The 20233-nt window shown below is 59.4% G+C and carries 22 protein-coding genes and 1 pseudogene; 19 read left to right on the top strand and 4 right to left on the bottom strand.

Annotated features, from left to right (window positions below; all coding sequences use genetic code 11):
- Nucleotides 1-290: 290 nt before the first annotated feature.
- Nucleotides 291-1163, bottom strand: coding sequence for an EF-hand domain-containing protein (locus HX898_RS19775; RefSeq protein ID WP_180195474.1), 873 nt, complete (start codon nt 1161-1163; stop codon nt 291-293).
- A 164-nt stretch (nt 1164-1327) separates the two neighbouring features.
- On the opposite strand from HX898_RS19775, the gene HX898_RS19770 reads away from it, so the two are divergent.
- From HX898_RS19770 to HX898_RS19760, 3 genes are all read left to right on the top strand, one after another.
- The gene (locus tag HX898_RS19770; protein WP_180195473.1) at nt 1328-1975 is read left to right on the top strand and encodes a TetR/AcrR family transcriptional regulator; all 648 of its coding nucleotides are present in this window, start codon (nt 1328-1330) and stop codon (nt 1973-1975) included.
- Between the two features lie 250 nt (nt 1976-2225).
- The gene (locus tag HX898_RS19765; RefSeq protein ID WP_180195472.1) at nt 2226-4409 is read left to right on the top strand and encodes a DUF1217 domain-containing protein; all 2184 of its coding nucleotides are present in this window, start codon (nt 2226-2228) and stop codon (nt 4407-4409) included.
- A gap of 226 nt (nt 4410-4635) precedes the next feature.
- Complete coding sequence (locus HX898_RS19760; protein ID WP_180195471.1) at nt 4636-6423, top strand: PAS domain-containing methyl-accepting chemotaxis protein; 1788 nt, start codon at nt 4636-4638, stop codon at nt 6421-6423.
- A gap of 39 nt (nt 6424-6462) precedes the next feature.
- Here the strand turns inward: HX898_RS19760 and HX898_RS19755 are convergent, their stop codons facing one another.
- Nucleotides 6463-7266, bottom strand: coding sequence for a crotonase/enoyl-CoA hydratase family protein (locus HX898_RS19755; protein ID WP_180195470.1), 804 nt, complete (start codon nt 7264-7266; stop codon nt 6463-6465).
- Nucleotides 7267-7303: 37 nt separating this feature from the next.
- Between HX898_RS19755 and HX898_RS19750 the strand changes: the two genes are divergently transcribed.
- From HX898_RS19750 to HX898_RS19695, 12 genes and pseudogenes are all read left to right on the top strand, one after another.
- On the top strand, nt 7304-7945 hold the full coding sequence (locus tag HX898_RS19750; protein ID WP_171600386.1) for a TetR/AcrR family transcriptional regulator: 642 nt from the start codon (nt 7304-7306) through the stop codon (nt 7943-7945).
- A 257-nt stretch (nt 7946-8202) separates the two neighbouring features.
- Nucleotides 8203-9042, top strand: a complete 840-nt coding sequence (locus tag HX898_RS19745) for a transporter substrate-binding domain-containing protein (protein ID WP_138388904.1) — start codon at nt 8203-8205, stop codon at nt 9040-9042.
- 117 nt (nt 9043-9159) lie between these two features.
- Nucleotides 9160-9822, top strand: coding sequence for an amino acid ABC transporter permease (locus HX898_RS19740; protein WP_171600385.1), 663 nt, complete (start codon nt 9160-9162; stop codon nt 9820-9822).
- Nucleotides 9823-9827: 5 nt separating this feature from the next.
- The gene (locus HX898_RS19735) at nt 9828-10487 is read left to right on the top strand and encodes an amino acid ABC transporter permease (RefSeq protein WP_027664855.1); all 660 of its coding nucleotides are present in this window, start codon (nt 9828-9830) and stop codon (nt 10485-10487) included.
- A gap of 12 nt (nt 10488-10499) precedes the next feature.
- Complete coding sequence (locus tag HX898_RS19730; RefSeq protein WP_138388906.1) at nt 10500-11270, top strand: amino acid ABC transporter ATP-binding protein; 771 nt, start codon at nt 10500-10502, stop codon at nt 11268-11270.
- A 150-nt stretch (nt 11271-11420) separates the two neighbouring features.
- Nucleotides 11421-11675 carry a hypothetical protein gene (locus HX898_RS19725; protein WP_025397318.1) on the top strand — a complete coding sequence of 85 codons (255 nt, stop codon included), beginning with the start codon at nt 11421-11423 and terminating at the stop codon, nt 11673-11675.
- Nucleotides 11672-12096: pseudogene (locus HX898_RS19720) on the top strand (type II toxin-antitoxin system VapC family toxin). The gene HX898_RS19725 and the pseudogene HX898_RS19720 overlap by 4 nt, the downstream one beginning before the upstream one ends.
- A 195-nt stretch (nt 12097-12291) precedes the next feature.
- Nucleotides 12292-13041, top strand: a complete 750-nt coding sequence (locus HX898_RS19715) for a GntR family transcriptional regulator (RefSeq protein WP_171600383.1) — start codon at nt 12292-12294, stop codon at nt 13039-13041.
- 3 nt (nt 13042-13044) lie between these two features.
- Complete coding sequence (locus HX898_RS19710; protein ID WP_180195469.1) at nt 13045-13830, top strand: transporter substrate-binding domain-containing protein; 786 nt, start codon at nt 13045-13047, stop codon at nt 13828-13830.
- 81 nt (nt 13831-13911) lie between these two features.
- Nucleotides 13912-14583 (top strand): amino acid ABC transporter permease, encoded by a 672-nt coding sequence (locus HX898_RS19705; protein ID WP_138332924.1) that lies wholly within the window; start codon nt 13912-13914, stop codon nt 14581-14583.
- Nucleotides 14580-15239: an amino acid ABC transporter permease gene (locus HX898_RS19700; protein WP_138388911.1), complete on the top strand. Its 660-nt coding sequence runs from the start codon at nt 14580-14582 to the stop codon at nt 15237-15239. The genes HX898_RS19705 and HX898_RS19700 overlap by 4 nt, the downstream gene beginning before the upstream one ends.
- Complete coding sequence (locus HX898_RS19695) at nt 15217-15942, top strand: amino acid ABC transporter ATP-binding protein (RefSeq protein WP_180195468.1); 726 nt, start codon at nt 15217-15219, stop codon at nt 15940-15942. Before HX898_RS19700 ends, HX898_RS19695 begins: the two co-directional genes overlap by 23 nt.
- Nucleotides 15943-16195: 253 nt before the next feature.
- Here the strand turns inward: HX898_RS19695 and HX898_RS19690 are convergent, their stop codons facing one another.
- Together HX898_RS19690 and HX898_RS19685 are read right to left on the bottom strand one after the other, a co-directional pair.
- Nucleotides 16196-16930, bottom strand: a complete 735-nt coding sequence (locus HX898_RS19690) for a PspA/IM30 family protein (RefSeq protein WP_180195467.1) — start codon at nt 16928-16930, stop codon at nt 16196-16198.
- Entirely contained in the window at nt 16927-17373 is a 447-nt protein-coding gene (locus tag HX898_RS19685; RefSeq protein WP_029871137.1) for a YjfI family protein, read from the bottom strand. The genes HX898_RS19690 and HX898_RS19685 overlap by 4 nt, the downstream gene beginning before the upstream one ends.
- A gap of 102 nt (nt 17374-17475) precedes the next feature.
- On the opposite strand from HX898_RS19685, the gene HX898_RS19680 reads away from it, so the two are divergent.
- The 4 genes from HX898_RS19680 to HX898_RS19665 are packed head-to-tail and all read left to right on the top strand — an operon-like array spanning nt 17476 to nt 20233.
- Nucleotides 17476-18531 (top strand): ion channel, encoded by a 1056-nt coding sequence (locus HX898_RS19680; protein WP_180195466.1) that lies wholly within the window; start codon nt 17476-17478, stop codon nt 18529-18531.
- Nucleotides 18528-19184: a YjfK family protein gene (locus HX898_RS19675; protein ID WP_138332937.1), complete on the top strand. Its 657-nt coding sequence runs from the start codon at nt 18528-18530 to the stop codon at nt 19182-19184. The genes HX898_RS19680 and HX898_RS19675 overlap by 4 nt, the downstream gene beginning before the upstream one ends.
- A 35-nt stretch (nt 19185-19219) precedes the next feature.
- Entirely contained in the window at nt 19220-19621 is a 402-nt protein-coding gene (locus HX898_RS19670) for a DUF350 domain-containing protein (RefSeq protein WP_003550237.1), read from the top strand.
- A gap of 12 nt (nt 19622-19633) precedes the next feature.
- Nucleotides 19634-20233, top strand: a complete 600-nt coding sequence (locus HX898_RS19665) for a DUF1190 domain-containing protein (RefSeq protein ID WP_138332939.1) — start codon at nt 19634-19636, stop codon at nt 20231-20233.

The following is a 20233-nucleotide window of genomic DNA, read 5'->3' as shown; positions in this document are numbered from 1 at the left end:
CATGTGACGAGGGGCTTCCAGGGCCCGGATTGCGGGCGCACGACATCGCTGGCGCCGGGCAAAGGCCGACACCGGTCGATGATCTGATTGTCTGGACTGACCCCGTGATGGCGATAGGCGCTTCGGCTCATCCGCGCGCTAGTATCGTGCGCCTGTGGCGGCGCACCAACGTTTCAGCATTTCAGGAGCGGCCCGGCTGAAGGCTCTGCCAGCTCCACTGCCGGGCCGCTTTCAGATCGTCTCATTACAGTTTCTCCAGCAACTGCAATGGCGACGCTCCGTATCCTCCGTCAGCCCGCGGACTGAACGGACAATAAACCGGTGTCGGATGTGTCGAGCAGATCGAAGAGCTGGCTCGCCTGGCTTTCGGTGACGTCCTCGGGCTTGCCCGCCATGAACTCGTCCAATGTCACGAGCCCGTCTCCATTCGTATCGAGATCGGAGAGCAGGGATTGAGACTGGTCGTCTTCTGCGGGCGGCGGTGGCGCTCCTTCGGAACGTTGCGACTGCTCGGCCGACATCGCCTCGGTCAGCGCATCGACCGACAGCGAACCCGCTCCTTCGCTGTCGAAGCTGTCGAAAAGCGTGCCAGCCTGGTCTTCCGTCACATCGGACGGCCGGCCTGCGACGAACTCGTCCTTGCTGATGGAGCCGTCGCCATCGGTATCGAGATCGGAGAGCAGGGATGCAAGATCGTCATCACCGGCGGGCGGAGGTGGCGGTCCGCCGGAGCGTTGCGACTGCTCAACCGACATGGCCTCGGCGAGCGCATCGACCGATAGCGAGCCGGTGCTTTCGCTGTCGAAGCTGTCGAAAAGCGTGTTGGCCTGGTCCTCCGTCACGTCGGACGGCCGGGCCGCGACGAACTCGGCCCTACTCACGTAGCCGTCGCCATCGCTGTCCAATTGGGCAACGTCCATGCCTTCGCCGCCATCCTCATCCTCGCCCGATACCGACTGATCGGAGAAGCGGTTCATCGATAGCGTCATCAACTGGGACAGGAGTTTGTCGGCGCTGCTGGACGTGTCTTCATCGAGCTGCCCGCTTTTGGTTGCTTTTGCCGACGAAACCGTATTAGAGGATAGGATCTCCTCGGACGCGGATGTCGGGTACTTGCTATAGGAATAGGAAGAGACTGATGTTGCAGCGGAAATGGTCGTCATAAGCGCTCCATCGCTAGGAGGGTGAGGATGCAACGCATTACAGAACTGACAAGTTCTCTAAATCGAAATCACTAATGCCACAACCGAAAAAATTGCCCCTCAGAAATCGTAGTCTACGTTCTCAGGTCGTCGGCACGCGTTTCGGAAGGGTGGTCTAGACCATCATGGATATTATCGACGAGCCGGCGGACGAGCCGCGCAAACGGGGCCGGCCGAAAGTTTCCAGCGACGACGATAAGCGGGCGCATATCGTCGAAGTCGCCGGCCGCGTTTTCGTCAAATACGGTTATGCCGGAAGCACGACCGCGATCGTCGCCTCCGAGGCGGGCGTTTCGAAGCAGACGCTCTATAAGCTGTTTCAGAGCAAGGAAGAGTTGTTTGCTGCCGTGGTCGGCGCGCATCGACGCCTGATGCTCGATCTGCCTAGGCCTGCAGAAGATATCTCGATTGCCGCGAGCCTCGAGCGCATTTTCATGATCGATATGGATGAGGACAAGGATGCGGATCGCACCGGCTTCCTGCAGCTCGTCTTTCGCGAGGCGGCGCAATTTCCCGAACTTGTCGATATCCTGCAGCGCGAAGGCATGCTTGCCAGCCGGCAGCATCTCGCCGACTGGCTGGGCGAACGCCGGTCGGAAGGCAGGTTGACGCTGGACGATACGGCGAGCGGCGCCCGGATGCTGATGGATATGATCCTCGGCGGCATGGGTCCGCCGGAAGGGCGCGCGCAGGCCTGGCCCGATCGGGCTGGACTGTTTGCCCATCTTCGACGCTGCATTGCCATCTTTGCCGCAGGCGTCGGCGCGGCCTAAAGCGCGTTGCAATCTGTCAGATTCGCTCCTCGCGCTTAGTCCGGCAAAACGCGATCCGTTGACTTTCGCTTCCAATTCCTCATTGGATAAATTATAGAACTATAGAGTTCTATTAAATTGATTCGGCCACATGTAGGTGGCTGCGCTTCGCCATGACCGGCGACGACATTCCCGCAGAGATGAAAATGTTCACCCGTGACTGCCGGCAGGCTTTCGCGCGGCACCGCCGTGCCTATGAAAGGGACAGACGTTGGTTTCCACCTATGTAAGCTATCTCACGGTCGCGCGAAATCTGAACGCCAGCCTCTCGAACGTGGCTTCACAGGCAACGGTTGCCCGCGACAGCGCCTATTACAAGGAAAACATCGAGAAGGTCACGACCGTCGATGAATTCATGAGCGATTACAAGCTCTATTCCTATGCCATGAAGGCCTACGGCCTTGAAGACATGACATATGCCAAGGCCTTCATGAAGAAGGTGCTGGAGAGCGACCTTAGCGATTCATCGAGCTTCGCCAACAGCTTGAGCGACACCCGTTATGCCGAGTTCGCTGCCGCCTTCAAATTCGCCGGCGAGACGAAGACGGCGCAATCGGACGTGCAGCGGGACAATCTGCTCGATGCTTATGAGGGGTCCTTCGACACCGAGGCGGACGACATCGCCGACGCGACGGACTATTTCGAAGAGAATATCTCGTCGATCACCTCGGTCGACGATCTTCTGTCGAGTTCGAAGCTGAAGAACTATGTGCTGACGGCTTTCGGCCTCAGCACCGAATATACCTCGACCGGCTTCCTGAAGAGTGTTTTGACGAGCGATCTCGACGATGCCGATAGTTTCGTCAACCAGCTCGACGACGAGGTCTATGTCAACTTGGCGAAGGCCTTCAACTTCAACGAGGATGGCTCGACCGACGGCGACGTGATGTCGGAAGATCAGATCTCGCTGGTCACAAGCGCTTATGCGGTAGCCTCCGCGACGATCGCTTCCTCGGAAACCGGGGAGGCCTATGACACTTACTTCGCGGCGCAAATCGGCAACATCACCTCCGTCGATGAGTTGATGAGCGACGACAAACTGATTTCCTATCTGAGAACTGCCTATGGGCTTACCGATAGCGAGACCGATAACTTCATTTCCGCGGCGCTGAAAAGCGCTGATATCGCCGACGCGATCGGCTTGTCCGAACTGCACGATGCCTTCAATTTCGATGAAGACGGCGCTCTTGCCGATGGCGACACGGCCCAGACATCGGAACAGACCGCCGCCACCACGGCGACCTTCGATGAAAATTATGAGGTGCTGATCGCCAACACCGACACCGAAGACGCCGTCGACAACTATACGACGCGCATCGCCAGCGTCACCTCGATCGATGATTTCCTGGTGTCGAATGATGACGACGACGATGACGACAACGACGATCTCCCGGAACTGTGGGAAATGGCGTTGCGAGCCCATGACATAGACCCGGACAACGTTTCGAGAAACGAGGTCCGGAAAATTCTCGAAAGCGATCCCTCGGACTCGAAAAGCTATGTCAACAGCCTCGACGATGACCGGTTCGTCGCCTTTCGCAAAGCCTTCAACTTCGACGACAATGGCGACGTGACCGTTCCGCTGCAGGCCATGTCGGAATCCGTCGTCGACGATTATGCGACCTATTACAAGCAGAACAAGATCCGATACCTCGAAGGCGACGAGCTGACGGAAGCGACCGATGCGGCGGATGAGGAGATCACCTATTTTCGCGAGCAGATGGCCACGATCACCACGGCCAGCGAATTTCTGGCCGACGATCGCTTGGTTTCCTTCGCGCTCGAGGCGAAGGGGCTCGATCCTGATGCTGTCACGTCGGACGAGTTGGAGAAGATGTTTTCTTCCGACCTCGATGACGAAGACAGTTATGTCAACAAGCTGGGCGACAATCGTTTCGCCGAACTCGTCGGCGCGTTCAATTTCGATCAGGACGGCAATATTTCAGCGGAGCCCACCGGAACGGTGCAGCAGCGCGGCGACGTGCTGGAGACGATCGACGCCTATGTCAGGCTGACGCTGGAGGATGATCAAGGCGACAGCAACACCGGCGTGCGCCTTGCCCTCTATTTCCAGCGCAAGGCGCCGGAGATCTCGAGCGCCTACGACATTCTGGGCGACAGCGCGCTCTTTGAGTTTTTTACGACGAGCTTCAACCTGTCCAGTTACGTCTCGAACATGGACGTCGACAAGCAAGCCGAGATGATCGACAATTTTATCGACCTCGAGGATCTGTCGGATCCTAACAAAGTCGACGATCTGATCAAACGCTTCACCGCCATGTATGACATGGCCAACGGCACAGGCAGCACGTCGACGGCACTTTCGATCCTGACTGGCTCCGCGACGATAAGCGCCGATACGCTGCTTGCTATGGCGCAATTGAAAAGCGGTTGAGCGGCCTGCAAGCCCCTTCCCGAAGAGCCTGACGCAGGTGCATCGCTGCCTGCCGGCAGGGCAGGGGGCCGGCTGCCTTTGCCAGGATGCGCCTGATGAAGGCAGCGCTGGTTGAAAGCAAAAATATCCTGCACGTTATATTCATAATTAAATCCCCATTAATAAGCATAGGCGAATATTTCCGAAATGGCTGGATTGACAGCAACGGAATCTAGGGGGATTGCGCGTGAATATTCTTGATCGCGGTGCAAATGCTGTCGCGGCTCTTGCCGCTTTATCAAATTCGCAGGCCATGATCGAGTTTGATTTATCGGGCAGGATCCTCACCGCGAACGAAAACTTCTGCAGGGCGCTCGGCTACGAGTTGAGGGAGATTGTCGGAAAACATCACAGCATGTTTGTCGAGCCTTCCTATGTATCCTCAACGGAATACAAGGCTTTCTGGACGAAGCTCGAAGCCGGGAAATTCGACCAGCAGCAATATAAGCGCCTTGGAAAAGGCGGCCGCGAGGTCTGGATCGAAGCATCCTACAATCCCGTGTTCCGACGCGGTAAGCCGGTCAAGGTCATCAAGATTGCAACGGATATCACCGCGCAGAAGCTGAAATCTGCCGAGGATTCGGGCAAGATCGACGCATTGTCCCGGGCTCAGGCGATCATCGAATTCACGCCGGCCGGCGAAATCCTGACCGCGAACGACAACTTCCTGTCCGCCCTTGGCTATTCGCTTGCCGAAATCCAGGGCAAACATCATTCGATGTTCTGTGAAGCCGACTACTCGAGGTCGGAGGCTTACAAGGAATTCTGGCGGAAACTTGCGAGCGGCCAGCTGGTTGCCGACGAATTCATGCGCATGGGCAAGGGCGGACGGAAGGTCTATATCCAGGCTTCCTACAATCCGATTTTCGACCTGAACGGCAAAGTGTTCAAAGTCGTGAAGTTCGCAACCGATGTCACGGCGCGCGTCGAAAATGTCGAACAACTTGCCCGTTGCCTGACGAATCTTGCGGACGGCGACCTGTCGCAGATGATCCAGAAGCCTTTCATTCCTTCGCTGGAAAGGCTGCGTGCCGACTTCAACAGTGCCTCGGAGAAGCTGAAGGGCGCAATGGCAACGGTTGCCGAAAATGCCAAGGCGATATCAGCCGGTTCCAACGAAATCCGCACAGCGGCCGACGACTTGGCAAAGCGTACCGAGCAGCAAGCGGCATCCGTCGAAGAAACGGCCGCCGCCCTTGAGGAAATCACGACGACGGTCAAGGATTCGAGCCGCCGCGCCGAGGAGGCCGGTCAACTCGTGGCGCGCGCCAGAAATCACGCCGAGCATTCCGGCCAGGTAGTGCGTGACGCAATCGGAGCGATGGACCAGATCGAAAACTCGTCACGCGAAATTTCCAATATCATCGGTGTTATCGATGAGATTGCCTTCCAGACGAACCTTTTGGCGCTCAATGCCGGCGTAGAGGCGGCACGAGCAGGGGAGGCCGGCAAGGGCTTTGCGGTCGTTGCCCAGGAGGTCCGTGAGCTGGCGCAGCGGTCGGCGAAAGCTGCCAAGGAGATAAAGAGCCTGATCACGGCGTCCGGTTCCCATGTCGCAAACGGCGTCGCCCTCGTGACGAATGCCGGATCAGCGCTCCAGGAAATCGCCAGTCAGGTTCACGAAATCAATACCAACGTCACAGCGATCGTGGAGGCGGCGCGCGAGCAATCGACTGCGCTCGGCGGGATCAGCCAGTCCATCAACACCGTCGACCAGGGAACGCAGCAGAATGCCGCAATGGTCGAGGAGCAGACGGCTGCGAGCCATGGTCTCGCCCGAGAGGCTGCGGCGCTCTTCGAGCTTCTTGAGCAGTTCCGTTTCAACGATGCGCCGAGATCCAGGTCTTCGTTTGCGCAGGCGGATCGTCACCCTGCCGCACCGACGGCTTTGAAAGTCGTTCGTAATTCGCCCCTCGCATCGATCCAGCGCGGGTCGGCCTCCGTCGCGCTGAAGTCCGACTGGGAAGAGCTCTGATTACGCTGACTGAGCCATTCTCGGCAGTGTTGGCGGCAATCAATCGAGCGACCACGAGCCGGGATAGTTCGGCTTGCGACGCTCGATCCACGCGTCGAGCCCTTCGCGCAAATCGGCGGTTGGCGCCATCCGGGCGAATTGTTCGGCTTCGATCAGCAGCCCCTCCGCAATGCTCTGGTTGATGCCGCGCGTCACCGCCGTCAGAATGCTCGCCGCCGCCAGCGGTGAATGACGCAGAATGCGCCGCGCGAGGTCGTGGGCGGCCGGCATGAGAGCGTCATGCGGGACAACTTGGTTGACAAGGCCGAGTTCGAGGGCGCGCTGCGGGGAGAATGCGTCGCCCGTCAACAGCAGTTCGAGGGCGCGCTTGCGCCCGGCCAGCCTTGGCAAACGCTGCGTTCCGCCAAAGGTCGGCGGCATTGCGAGATTGATCTCGGGCTTGGCGAACAGGGCGCGTTCGCTGGCGATGGCGAGGGGCACAGCCTCGGTGATCTCGCAGCCGCCGCCAAAGGCAAGGCCGTTGACGGCGGCGATGACGGGTTTTCGGAAGGCTTCCAGCCGCGCAGTTAACCGCTGTCCGCGCGCGACGAAATCGCGCATCGCGACATCGGCGCCCTGCGCCACGCTTTCTGAGAATTCGTGGATATCGCCGCCCGCCGAGAATGCCCGCTCGCCTGCGCCGGTGAGGATGATCACTCGGATTGAATTGTCGGTTTCGATGGCGTCGAGGATCGCGAGAAAGCGGTCTATCAAGGCGTAATTCAGCGCATTGAGCTTTTCCGGGCGATTGAGAGTGAGCGCGGCGATTCCGTCGCGGCTGTCGATCAAAACAGTGTCGGCCATTCGGTTTTCCTTTCCGCTATGCTGCGTCAAGAGAAGTATGCCGCCGGCCAACGCTTGTGTATATTCACTAGTCGGTATACATAGCGACATGATCTCACACGCAATCCCGACGCGCGAACGCATCATCTCGGCGGCGGCCAAGCTGTTTTACAACGAGGGCATCAGGAGCGTCAGCGTCGATGCGGTGGCTGAAGAGGCCGGCGTCACGAAACGCACCCTTTACTACCATTTCGCCAGTAAGGACGATCTCATCGGGGCCTATCTGGAGGCGCGCGACCAGCCCAACCTCGCTCTGTTCAAACGCTGGTACGCGGAAACGACGGGCGAACCGGCGGATAAGGTACAAGGCATCTTTCGCAATCTCGCCCGCGCGGCCCGCCATCCGAAATGGAAGGGCTGCGGCTTCCTGCGCACCTCTGCGGAACTCGTCAATATGCCCGGCCATCCAGCCATGAAAGTCGGGATTGAACACAAGAAGAGGGTCGAGGCCTGGCTACGGGTCACATTCGAGGCGGCCGGAATCAAGACGGAAGTGCCGCAGCTCGCCCGGCAGATCGTCCTGCTGCTCGATGGCTCGTTCGCCGTCGTTCTGTTGCATCGCGACCCGACCTATATGGAAGCCGCAGGCGAGGCGGCTGGTTCACTGATCCGCGCTGCGACCGCAAACGCAAACGCGTAAGGCGCTCGCTCTGAAGACCGCATCTTTCGCCCTCGGCATGGCCTGAGGTCGCTGAGCGGGAAGGGCATGATGTTGAGCCTCTAAACAACGGAACAATGCTGCACTGCCGAAAAAATCGCCACGCGCGCCACTGCGCGTTTTTTCAGCATGACCCCATTGACAATTCATCCTTGATGGCACTTCATAACATTGTTCCAGTAAAACAGACATGCGTCCATTATACTGGAACAATAGGAATCATCCATAAGGGGAACGCCATGACCATTTCCTTTCGCACCGGCGTGATATCGCTGGCCGTCGCCGCTCTGTTGTCCACGCCTGCGCTGGCCGAAGGCAGCAAGCTCGATGAAGTGCTGGCCCGCGGCCATCTCGTCCTCGGCACCGGCAGCACCAATGCGCCTTGGCACTTCAAGAGCGCCGACGACAAACTTCAGGGATTCGACGTCGACATGGGCCACATCATCGCCAAGGCGCTCTTCGGCGATCCTGAAAAGATCGAGTATGTGAACCAGTCCTCCGACGCCCGCATCCCGAACATCACCACCGACAAAGTCGACATCACCTGCCAGTTCATGACCGTTACCGGCGAGCGCGCCCAGCAGGTTGCCTTCACCATTCCTTATTATCGCGAGGGTGTCGGCCTGATGCTCAAGGCGGATGGCAAATATGCCGACTACGCCGCCCTCAAGGCGGCAGGCTCCTCCGTCACCATCTCGGTTCTCCAGAACGTCTATGCCGAGGCAATGGTGCATGCGGCCTTGCCGGAGGCGACCGTCGACCAGTACGATTCCGTCGACCTGATCTATCAGGCGCTGGAATCGGCACGTGCCGATGCAGTTGCCACGGACCAGTCGTCGCTCGCCTGGTACATGACGCAGAATCCGGGTCGCTATAAAGATGCCGGCTACGGCTGGAATCCGCAGACCTACGCCTGCGCCGTCAAGCGCGGCGATCAAGATTGGCTGAACTTCGTCAACACCGCCCTGCACGAAGCCATGACCGGCGTCGAATTCGACTTTTACGCCAAGTCCTTCAAGACCTGGTTCGGCAAAGATCTGACGCCGCCGCAGATCGGCTTCCCGGTCGAATTCAAGTAACAGCCATGCGGAGCGGGACATGTTTCCCGCTCCGCATTTAAAGAGTGAGAGCATGACGTTGTCCGAAAATCGCTCAGACTTTTCGGCATCACGCTCTGGTCTGAAAGGGCGGCCCGCATGGGTTACACGTTGAATTTCGCTGCCGTCTGGCGCAATTTCGATTTTCTTTTGAGCGGGCTCGCGCTCAGCCTCGGCCTTGCGGTGATCTCGATCCTGATCGGCGCCGCGATCGGTCTTGTGGTGGCCTTCGCGCTGACGTCCAAAAGCCGTTTTGCGGTCGTGCCGGCACGGGTCTATGTCACTGTCATTCGCAACCTGCCGATTCTCGTCCTGGTGCTTTTCGTCTTTTTCGCGCTGCCGCAAATGGGCCTGCGCCTCGACAAGATAAAAAGCTTCGTCCTGGTTCTGTCGCTTTATTCCGGCGCCTATCTGGCCGAGGTGTTCCGCGCCGGGCTGCTGTCTATTCCGAGAGGACTAACGGAAGCGGGGCTTGCCATCGGCCTGACGGGGATGCAGATCCGCAGCTCCATCATCGCTCCGCTGATGTTGCGCAACGTGCTGCCATCACTGTCCTCGACGATCATCTCACTCTTCAAGGACACCTCGCTCGCCGCCGCCATCGCCGTGCCGGAACTGACGTTTGCCGCCCGCAAGATCAATGTCGAGAGTTTCCGCGTCATAGAGACCTGGATGGTGACATCAGCCCTCTATGTCGCGACCTGTTTCCTCATCGCCGCCGTGATGCGCTTTGTCGAGCGCCGTCTGGCCCTGCCGAGTTAGCCCTGATGTCCCACACCTTTCTCGAACAACTCTGGATCGCCCGCTACGTCATCATGAACGGCATCGGCGTGACCGTGTCGATCTCCCTGCTGGCCATCCTTGCGGGCTCCGTACTCGGCGTTTTCGTCGGCTTGGCGCTCGTTTATGGCGGCGTCATTTTGCGTCTGGCCGTGCGCGCCTATACGGACATCATCCGCGGCACGCCGGTGCTCGTGCTCGTTCTGGCGAGCTACTATGTCTCCGCCGCCGTCGGCCTCGATCTCGGGCCGTTCTCGGCCGGCGTGCTCGCCCTTGCCATCTTCTGCTCCTCCCATGTCGGCGAAATCGTGCGCGGGGCGCTTCAAGCGATCCCGAAGGGCCAGACCGAAGCCGCCAAGGCGATCGGCCTGACCTTTACCCAGACCTTCACCTCGGTGCTGTGGCCGCAGGCCATGCGCCAGTGCCTGCCGGCCTGGGTGAATACGGCGGCCGAGATGGTGAAAGCCTCGACGCTGCTCTCCGTCATCGGCGTCGCGGAACTTCTCCTGCGCACGCAGGAGATCATCTCCCGCAATTTCATGAGCCTCCAGTTCTACTTCCTGGCTGGCGGTCTCTATTTCATCATCAACTATGGCATCGAGCACTTCGGCAAATATGTCGAGCGCAAGACCGCCCTGCCGTCCTGAGGAGTTCCCCCGATGGCCAAGACCATTCTCGACATCCAGGGTCTGCGCAAGACTTACGGCATCCACGAAGTCCTCAAGGGCGTCGACTGCGCCGTGCAGGAAGGCGAAGTCATTTCTATCATCGGCTCGTCCGGCTCCGGAAAGACCACCTTGCTGCGTTGCATCAACATGCTCGAGGAATTCCAGGGCGGCACGATTAGCCTCGACGGCGAGGAGATCGGCTACCGCGCCGAAGGCGCGACGCGGCGCCGCAAGAGCGAGAAAGAGATTGCACGCCAACGCGCGTTGACCGGCATGGCGTTTCAGCAGTTCAATCTTTTTCCGCATATGAGTGCCGCTGAAAACGTCATGCTCGGCCTCGTCAAGGTGAAGAAAATGGCCAAGCCGGATGCCCGCGCCATCGCGGAAAAATGGCTCGATCGTGTCGGCCTTTCCGCCCGCTCGAACCATTATCCCGGACAGCTTTCCGGCGGTCAGCAGCAGCGCGTCGCGATCGCCCGCGCCATCGCCATGTCGCCGAGGCTGATGCTGTTCGACGAAGTGACTTCCGCGCTCGACCCGGAACTGGTGGGCGAAGTGCTCCAGGTCATCAAGGGGCTCGCCGCCGACGGCATGACCATGCTGCTCGTCACGCACGAGATGCGCTTTGCCTACGACGTTTCGTCACGCGTCATCTTTATGAACCAGGGCGTCATCTGCGAGGAGGGCGATCCGAAGGACATGTTCGTGCATCCGAAGACCGAACGGCTGGCGGAATTCCTCAAGACCTCAAGTTTCAACTAGACGAAAGAGAATCCATGCCGATCACACGTTACGGTGGCGCAACTCCCCTAACGACTGGTTGGCTTACGATCGCATGGCAAGCGCACATTGAATGTGATGGCAAATCCATTTTATTGCTAGCATTGCTATCATGTCCCACAGGTTGCCATCATGCCCGCAGTCACAATCAGAAACCTCTCCGACGCGACGCACCGTGCTCTCAAAGTGCGTGCGGCTCATCACGGGCGCAGCGCCGAAGCGGAAATGCGCGAAATCCTCGAGGCTGCCGTCCGTCCGGAAACACGTCTGCGTCTCGGCAGCGCGCTCGCCGAACGGAGCCGTCGCCTCGGGTTGACGAATGAGGACTTTGCCGTTCTGGACCAAGCTCGCGACACATTGCCTGCAAAGCCGATGAGCTTTGAATGATTATCCTCGATACGAACGTCGTTTCCGAGGCGATGAAACCAGCGCCCGACGAAGCCGTGAAATTCTGGCTCGATGAGCAGGCAGCCGAAACCCTCTTCCTTCTAGCGTCACGATCGCCGAACTGATGTTTGGAATCGGCGCCCTCCCGGCTGGCAAACGCAAGGAAAGGCTCTGCGACGCGTTGGACGGTCTGATGGAACTCTTCGAAAGCCGTATTTTGGCTTTCGACATCACAGCGGCACGGCGCTATGCCGATCTCGCGGTCAAGGCCCGAGCCGCTGGCAGAGGATTTCCCACTCCGGACGGCTATATCGCCGCCATCGCGGCATCAAAAGGGTTCGCCGTAGCCACGCGCGATACAAGTGCTTTCGACGCTGCAGGTGTTGAAGTGATCAATCCCTGGGCGGCTTCGACCGCATAAGGTCGTTCGGCCAGTAAGAACAAGCCGCCACGTGAGTGGTTCGACGCTGGTCTGCGTTTGCAAGGCGTTGCAGGCACGCGCTCAATTTACGCTCAGTCTGCATTCCCAGCGTGCAAATTCCAGGGGGAGGGATCCGAGACATCTTGGAAATCCTGAACGCAGGATTTTGGCACGAGCTTTGCTTTCCTGTCTTGTATGCAAGATAGCCACACATCTGAGAGCACGCAGAAGACCATCGAGGAGACGATCGTCTCTGGGATTCTTTCAGCCAAAATTCGGCCTGGGACGCGTCTCAGCGAAAACCAGCTGGCAACGCTCTTCAGCGTGTCTCGAACCCGCGTCCGTGAAGCCATGATGCGCTTGGAAACACGCGGTATCGTGCATGTCAGTCCGAGACGAGGCTGGTTTGTTGTCGAGCCGTCTGCTGAAGAGGCGATCGCGGTCTATGAGGCACGGCGCGTCATCGAGTCCGGATTGCTGCGCAGCATGCGCGTGCTGACAGGCGAGGGACGCGAAGCGCTCGACGCGCATTTGAACGAGGAAAAAAGCGCAATGGCTGCGGGCGACCGCCAGCACCTGATCTATTTGATGGGCGATTTCCACATCCGCATCGCAGAATTGAGCGGCAACGCCATCATCGTCGATATCCTCCGCGATCTCACCGCGAGGACGATCCTCATTTCGATGCTCTATCAGTCTGAATTTCATGCAGCACAGTCTCATGACGGGCATTGCCGCATCTTCGAGGCCATGCAAGCGGGTGATTTCGTCAGAGCTGCCGAGCTCTCTATCGAACATCTGGACGAAGTGGAAATGGGCCTCGACCTGACCACACGCCCGGATCCGCTCTCGGAACTGCGCAGTTCGCTGTCACTCCCTCCCAAGGCCGTGTCCTCCGGCCCAACTGTCAGACCCAAAAAGCCACAACTTCAAAGGAGCAATTAAAACATGCTGACAAGACGAGTCTTCTTCGCAATCGCGACCCTGGCTGCAACCTTCGGCTTCGGCTCCGCGTCTTACGCCGATGCTCTCGCCGACATCACGGCGCGCGGTACGCTGCGTGTCGCCGTCCCGCAGGATTTTCCGCCCTTCGGTAGCGTCGGTACCGATATGGCGCCGATGGGCTACGATATCGATGTGGCCAACCTCATTGCCGAAAAACTGGGCGTCAAGACCGAACTCGTGCCGGTCACCAGCGCCAACCGCGTTCCCTATCTGCAGACGAACAAAGTCGATCTGGTCATATCAAGCCTCGGCAAGAATGCGGAGCGCGAAAAGGTGATCGATTTCACCACGGCCTACGCACCCTTCTTCAACGGCGTGTTCGCACCGGCCGATCTTTCGATCGCCAAGGTGGAAGATCTCGCCGGCAAGAGCATCGGCGTCACGCGCGGCGCCGTGGAGGATCTCGAGCTGACGAAGATCGCTCCGGCCGACGCGACGATCAAGCGCTACGAGGACAATAATGGCACCATCTCGGCCTTCCTGTCCGGCCAGGTCGACACCATCGCCACCGGCAACGTCGTGGCCGCTGCGATCCTCGCCAGAAATCCCCCCAAGCGCCCCGAGATGAAGTTCCTGATCAAGAATTCGCCCTGCTACATCGGTCTCAACAAGGAACAGGCGGCTCTTTTGGAGAAGGTGAACGGCATTGTCGCCGCCGCAAAAACCGATGGATCGCTCAACGCCATATCGCAGAAGTGGCTCGGCGCCGATCTCCCGTCGGATCTGTAAGGAACCCGGTTCTCACGGATGTCATCCCGCGCCGCGCGCGAGATGACATGACGCTCCGTCGCCACAAGAGGGGACAATTCCTTGAGTTACCATTTCGAATTCGGCTGGCTGCTTGAATATTATCCCGAGATCGTCAAGGGCATACTGATCACGCTGGAGCTTATCGCCATCGGCGGGGTGCTCGGCATTTCGCTCGGCATCTTCTGCGCCTGGGTGCGCGCACTCGGCCCGGCCTGGCTGAAGCCAGTTGTTGCGACCTATGTCGAATTGATCCGCAACACGCCGTTCCTGATTCAGCTCTTTTTCATTTTCTTCGGTCTGCCGTCGCTCGGTTTCAAGCTTTCCGAACTGACGGCCGCCAACCTTGCGATGGTCGTCAACCTTGGCGCCTATAGCTGCGAAATTATCCGCGCCGGCATCCAGGCTACCCCGAAGGGCCAGTTCGAGGCAGGCGAGAGCCTTGCCATGACGCGCTTCGAAACCTTCCGGCATGTCGTTCTCGTGCCGTCACTGCAGCGCATCTGGCCGGCGCTGTCGTCGCAAGTGGTGATCGTCATGCTCGGCTCATCGGTCGTCTCGCAGATCGCCGCCGAGGATCTGACCTTTGCCGCGAACTTCATACAATCGCGAACCTTCCGCGCCTTCGAGGCCTACATCGTCTCGACAGCCATCTATCTCACCCTGGCGATCCTGCTCCGGCAGGTGCTGGCGGTGGTCGGCGGGTTCATTTTCCCGAGGAGGGCGGCGAAATGATCGAGTTCACATTCTGGGACATTCTGCGCAACCTCCTGCTCGCCACGCGCTGGACGATCCTTCTTTCGCTGGTCTCATTCATCGGCGGCGGCGTGGTCGGGCTGGGGTTGCTCTTCCTGCGTATCAGCAAGCGCAAGGCATTCAGGACAGTCGCGAAATATTATATCGAGCTCTTCCAGGGCACGCCGCTGCTGATGCAGCTCTTCATTGCATTTTTCGGCCTCGGCCTCTTCGGGATAGACGTGCCGGCCTGGCTTGCTGCGGGATTGGCCCTCACCCTGTGGAGTGCCGCCTTTCTCGCCGAAATCTGGCGAGGCTGCGTCGAGGCGGTCGCGCGGGGTCAATGGGAAGCCTCGGCCAGCCTCGGCATGGGTCGGCTGCAGCAGATGCGTTATGTCATCCTGCCGCAGGCGCTGAGGGTCGCCATACCGCCGACGGTCGGTTTCTCCGTGCAAATCGTCAAGGGAACGGCGCTGACCTCGATCATCGGTTTCGTCGAATTGTCGAAAGCCGGCACGGTGGTCACCAATGCCACCTTCCAGCCCTTCACCGTCTACGGGCTCGTCGCTCTCATCTACTTCGCCCTTTGCTGGCCTTTGTCAAAAAGCAGCCAGATCCTGGAAAGGAAGCTCAATGTCGCTCATCGAAATCACTGAAGTCCGCAAGAGCTTTGGCACCACCGAAGTGCTGAAAGGCATCAATCTCGATGTGGAGGCCGGCGAGGTCATCGCCATTATCGGCAAGAGCGGTTCGGGCAAATCGACCCTGCTTCGCTGCATCAACGGCCTGGAAACCATCACCGACGGCTCCATCTCCGTGGCCGGCGCGCAGCTCCTTGATGACGAAGTCCATCTGAAGGCACTGCGCCTCAAGGTCGGCATGATCTTTCAGCAGTTCAACCTCTTCCCGCACCTGACCGTCGGCGGCAACGTCATGCTGTCGCAGACCGTGGTCAAGAAGACCCCGAAAGTCGAAGCCGAGGCCACCGCCCGCAAGATGCTGGAGCGGGTAGGGCTCGGCCACAGGTTCGACGCCTATCCGGACGAGCTCTCGGGCGGCCAGCAGCAGCGCGTCGCCATCGCGCGCGCGCTCGCCATGCAGCCGACTGCGCTTCTTTGCGACGAAATCACCTCCGCGCTCGATCCGGAACTGGTCGCCGAAGTTCTGGCCGTCGTGCGCGAACTCGCCGCCGAGGGAATGACCCTCCTGATGGTGACGCACGAGATGAAGTTCGCCCGCGACGTCTGCAACCGCGTCGTCTTCATGCACCAGGGCCGAGTCCACGAAGCCGGCCGGCCGGAGGAAGTCTTTGCCAATCCGCAGACTGCAGAACTGAAGCAGTTCCTCGGCGTCAGTTAAGAAACGACGACATGCTCTCGCTTATACCGGCCGGCATCGTCGTGACATTGAGGCGTTCGGTTGCAGACCGGGATGCTCGCCTGGATCATGCGGGGACTCGCCAAATGGTACGGGAATCCGTCTGACAAGGGCATCCAACCGCAGATAGCAACGGTGAATCTCTCTTCCAGCTGCTGGCCAACAAGCGCGCAGTCGCTCCAATCCGCAGGCGTGCCGGGGGAACGGCAGGCAAGGCTGCCGTTCCCGGGGATTGTCAGTCTTTGTTGCCAGTCGGTGCGGGCAGCAAGATGGGCTCGACCGAATGTTTCGGTGCCATCAATTGTGCAAGAATGTCGTCGGCCGAATGGCTCGAACTGCCAATGCCGGCCTCGCGCAGTTGACGATCGAGGTCGCTGCCGTTTTCCAGCGCCGCCAGTTCAGCACCGGCTTCGATGCGGCCGGCAGTGACTTCCTGGCGCTTCTTGATACGTTCGAGACTTTCGACGGCGCTACCGAGACGGGTATTGATGCCCGACTGGCTATGGGCGATCGCCGACTGAGCGCGCAGCAGCGACTCATTGGCTTTGACATTCTCCACCTCACGCTTCATCTGGGCAATGCGTGCTTCGGTCTCCTGGATCGTGCGCAGCATCTGCTGTTGGCGGGGCAGCAGCCGGTCAAGCTCTTCTTGATCGCGCTGCACTTCGGCACGGGTACCGGCAATGCGCTGAGCGAGACCCTGCGCCAGATCCGTACGGCCCGCGGAGATCGCGGCACGAGCGCTGTCGGTATCCTTGGTCTCCTTTGCGCGGTTTTCTTCAAGTCGGCGCACGACGCTCTTGTTGGACGCCATGATGCCGGCCAGATCGGATCGCGCACTGCGCAGCGACTGCTCAGCGTCGCGGATTTCCTGGTCAAGAATGCGCATGGACTGGCTGTCGGCGGCCGCTTCCGCTGCCTCGTTGATGCCGCCGCGAATGGCGGTGAAAATCTTTCCCCAGGTGCTCACGCTGCAATCTCCCCGCTTTTCCATTCTTCAATCATATGTGCCGCATCGACGGCATTGGCAGCCAGAATCGCGACCTCCTCGACCACCGTCTCGGCCGGCGAGCGTGCTGACAGCGAGCCGAACAATTCATACCATTCCTCACCGTCGATCGTGGTGATGCCGAAGCTGGAGAGCGGCACGAACTTATGGGTCTTCAGCACCATACGTTCGAAGGCTTCTCGATTGGACACGTCCTTGCAAGGCACCAGAACAGCGCTGACAAGGATGTCGCGCTCCCCGCTTACCGCGACGAAGACGTCGAGATCGCCTTTTTCCTTAAGAGTCACGCATATAACGTCGCCCTGTTCGGGTACGGCTACATCCACATCGCCCAGTGCGTCGGGATCGGCGGCGAACAGGCGCGTTAAAGTGGTGAGGTTCCAGGTCTCCAAAAAGTCCTCCATCGGTTGGAACGTCAAAATATTTGGGTAATCGATTTGCAACTTAAAGATCTGGTGCGCTAAATAAATTTCGCTAGGGTACGCGTTAGGAACGGAGCGAATCGCTTGCCATATATCGCTTCATTGCTGCGGCGTGTATATCTCTCGCTCAACGAATTGGCCTGGTCAGCTCTTTTTCTTATCCTCGTAATCCATCTGGTCGCTTCTTACCTGCTCTTCATGCTGGTCGGCGAAGGCGATCTCGTCGGCAATCCGGTCGACTTTCTTTACTACTATATGGTGACGGCAACGACTGTCGGCTATGGCGATCTTTCTCCAAAATCGGGGCTCGGCCGATTAATTGCCGTCCTGTTCGTTCTTCCCGGCGGCATTGCCATCTTCACCGCTGTTCTCGGCAAGTTGTTGACAAATATCGGTACGATCTGGAGAAACCGCATGCGCGGATTGGGTGATTACAGCGAACGCGCCGGCCATATCATCGTCCTGGGCTGGCAAGAGGGGCAGACATACCAGACGCTGCGGCTGCTGCATGCCGAACGGCAGGCCAACGAGCCGATGAGTGTTCTGGTTGCCAAGGACCTGCCGGAAAATCCCGCCAGCAATTACGCCGACTATATCAGAACCGAGCGGCTTGCCGATGCCGATGCTCTGGTGCGGGCCGGAGTGGCTCAGGCGCGCGCGATCATCGCGCGCGGTGCAAATGACGACGAGACGCTGGCCGCCGTGCTGATTGCCGAAGACCACGCGCCCAATGCCCATATCGTCGCCTATTTCGCCGACGACCGCACGGCACAGACGGTCAAACAACGCCGGCCGCGCGTCGAGGCGGTGGGCTCGCTCGCCGAGGAGCTGCTGTCGCGTTCCGCCCGTGATCCGGGCTCTTCGGAAATCGCCGCACGGCTGCTGTCGGCCGCTTCCACCGACACGGCGTTTTCCCTGCCGGTACCGCCTTTGCAAACGCCGCTACTCTATGGGGACGTGTTTTTAAGGCTCAAGCGTCAGCATAATGTGACGCTGGTGGGCATGCTGAGCCAGGGCATGACCGACCTCAATTGCCAGGACGAGACGCTGATGCGGGGCGGCGAGACCCTTTACTACATCAGCGGAATGCGGCTAGATCCCGCTGCCATCGCTTGGGCTCGAATGGGAGACGTATCATGATCGGCTGGTTCGGCAGAGACAAGAACGAAAGGCCCTTACCCAAAGAACATGGCCCGTTGAGCGCCGCCATCGGCGGGGCGTTGGACATCGATTTCCTCTCCCTCGAAGCCGAGGCTTTGGCCGGCCAGCCGGCCATGCCGCTGCCACGGAGCGGCCCGTTCATCATTGCCGCCTACGGTGAGGTTTCGCTCGATGCCGCGACGGTTCTGTCGCGCTACTACGATGAAGACCATCGGATGATTCAGGTGATGTCGACGTCGGGCCAGCCGGGTGATGTCGACGACATCAGCTTTTATCAGCCCTGGGACAGCGTCGTGCCTGCCGGGCAGGGCGAATGGAACCGCTGGACCGGGCCGGACGGCCTGATCGGTCAGCCAAGCTACGATGCCGATGGCATCCTCTATAGCCGCTTCTGGGGCGAAGGCCCGGAACGCACCCCATTGGCGGAGTTTGTCGAGAAGGTCGACGACGGTGAGGCGCAGCGCTCCATTCACCAGACCTGCATGTTGTATTACCGCCCGCTTGGCTCGACGCGCGAAATGCTTTTGATCAATGTCGAGCGCGACCTCGATCTCGGACAGAGCCAGGCAGGCAGCTCGGTGGAATTTCTGATCGGTTATGGACTGGCTCCAGCCGATGTTCGCCGCGTCTGATAGACCCTGTCAATTTTCAACGGAGGACTTTTTCAATGCTCGATTACGTGGCGGGTCTGCCTGCCTTCCTCGGCTATTTCGCCGTCGGTCTTGCCGCTTATGGCGTTTTCGCGGTGATCTACACATTCTTGACGCCGCAGAAGGAAGTCCAACTCATTCGCGCAGGCAATCTTGCCGCCGTCACGGCATTTTTGGGCGCGCTTGTTGGTTTCAGCCTGCCTCTGGCTTCGGCCGCAGCCAATTCGGTCAGCATCGTCGACTACATCATATGGGCGGTGGTCGGCATTCTGGCGCAGATCCTGGCTTACTATATTGCGAATTTCACCATGACGGATCTGCATGAAAAGATCACTGCCGGCGATATCGCGGCGGGCATATGGGGCGGCGGCATCGCGCTGGTCATCGGTATTCTCAACGCCGCCTGCATGACCTATTGAGGGGAGGGAACGATGCGCAGACGTAAGAGCGGGCACAAACGACCTTTCCTGGCCCTCGGCACTATCGCTGCCTCGACCCTGGCGCTGTCCGGTTGCGGCGATCAGACTCCTTCCGAGACAATGTTCACCTCCGTCGACCAATGCGTGACTTCCGGCATGGACCGGCAGGTCTGCCAGGCCGGCTATCAGGATGCCATGCGGGCCCATCTTGCCGCCGCGCCGCGTTTCAACGGCATGGCCGCCTGCGAGGCCGAATACGGCTCGGGCCAGTGCACGGAACAGTCGGCCAGTGCCGTCCCCAACAATACCGGCGGAGGCGGCAGCTTCTTCGTGCCGTTCCTGACAGGCTACATGCTGTCTTCGGCACTGAACAACATCGGCGACTATTACAATTATCGCCGGCGCCAGGAGGAGAGTGGCTCCTATTACGGCTCGACGCCGATTTATCGCAATCGCTCGGGACAAACGGTGACAACGACTGTTCGCTCGGGCGGCGGCAACGACACCTCGATCGCGCCCTCACGCCAGACTGTCAAGCCGGTCAACGTCAACACCCGCACCGTCGCCCGTCAGGGCTTCGGGGGTCGTTCGTCGTTCAGTTTCGGCGGCTGA

The organism is Rhizobium sp. WYCCWR 11128, from assembly GCF_013416305.1.
Taxonomy (GTDB): domain Bacteria; phylum Pseudomonadota; class Alphaproteobacteria; order Rhizobiales; family Rhizobiaceae; genus Rhizobium; species Rhizobium indicum.
This window is presented reverse-complemented; position numbering and strand designations above follow the sequence as displayed.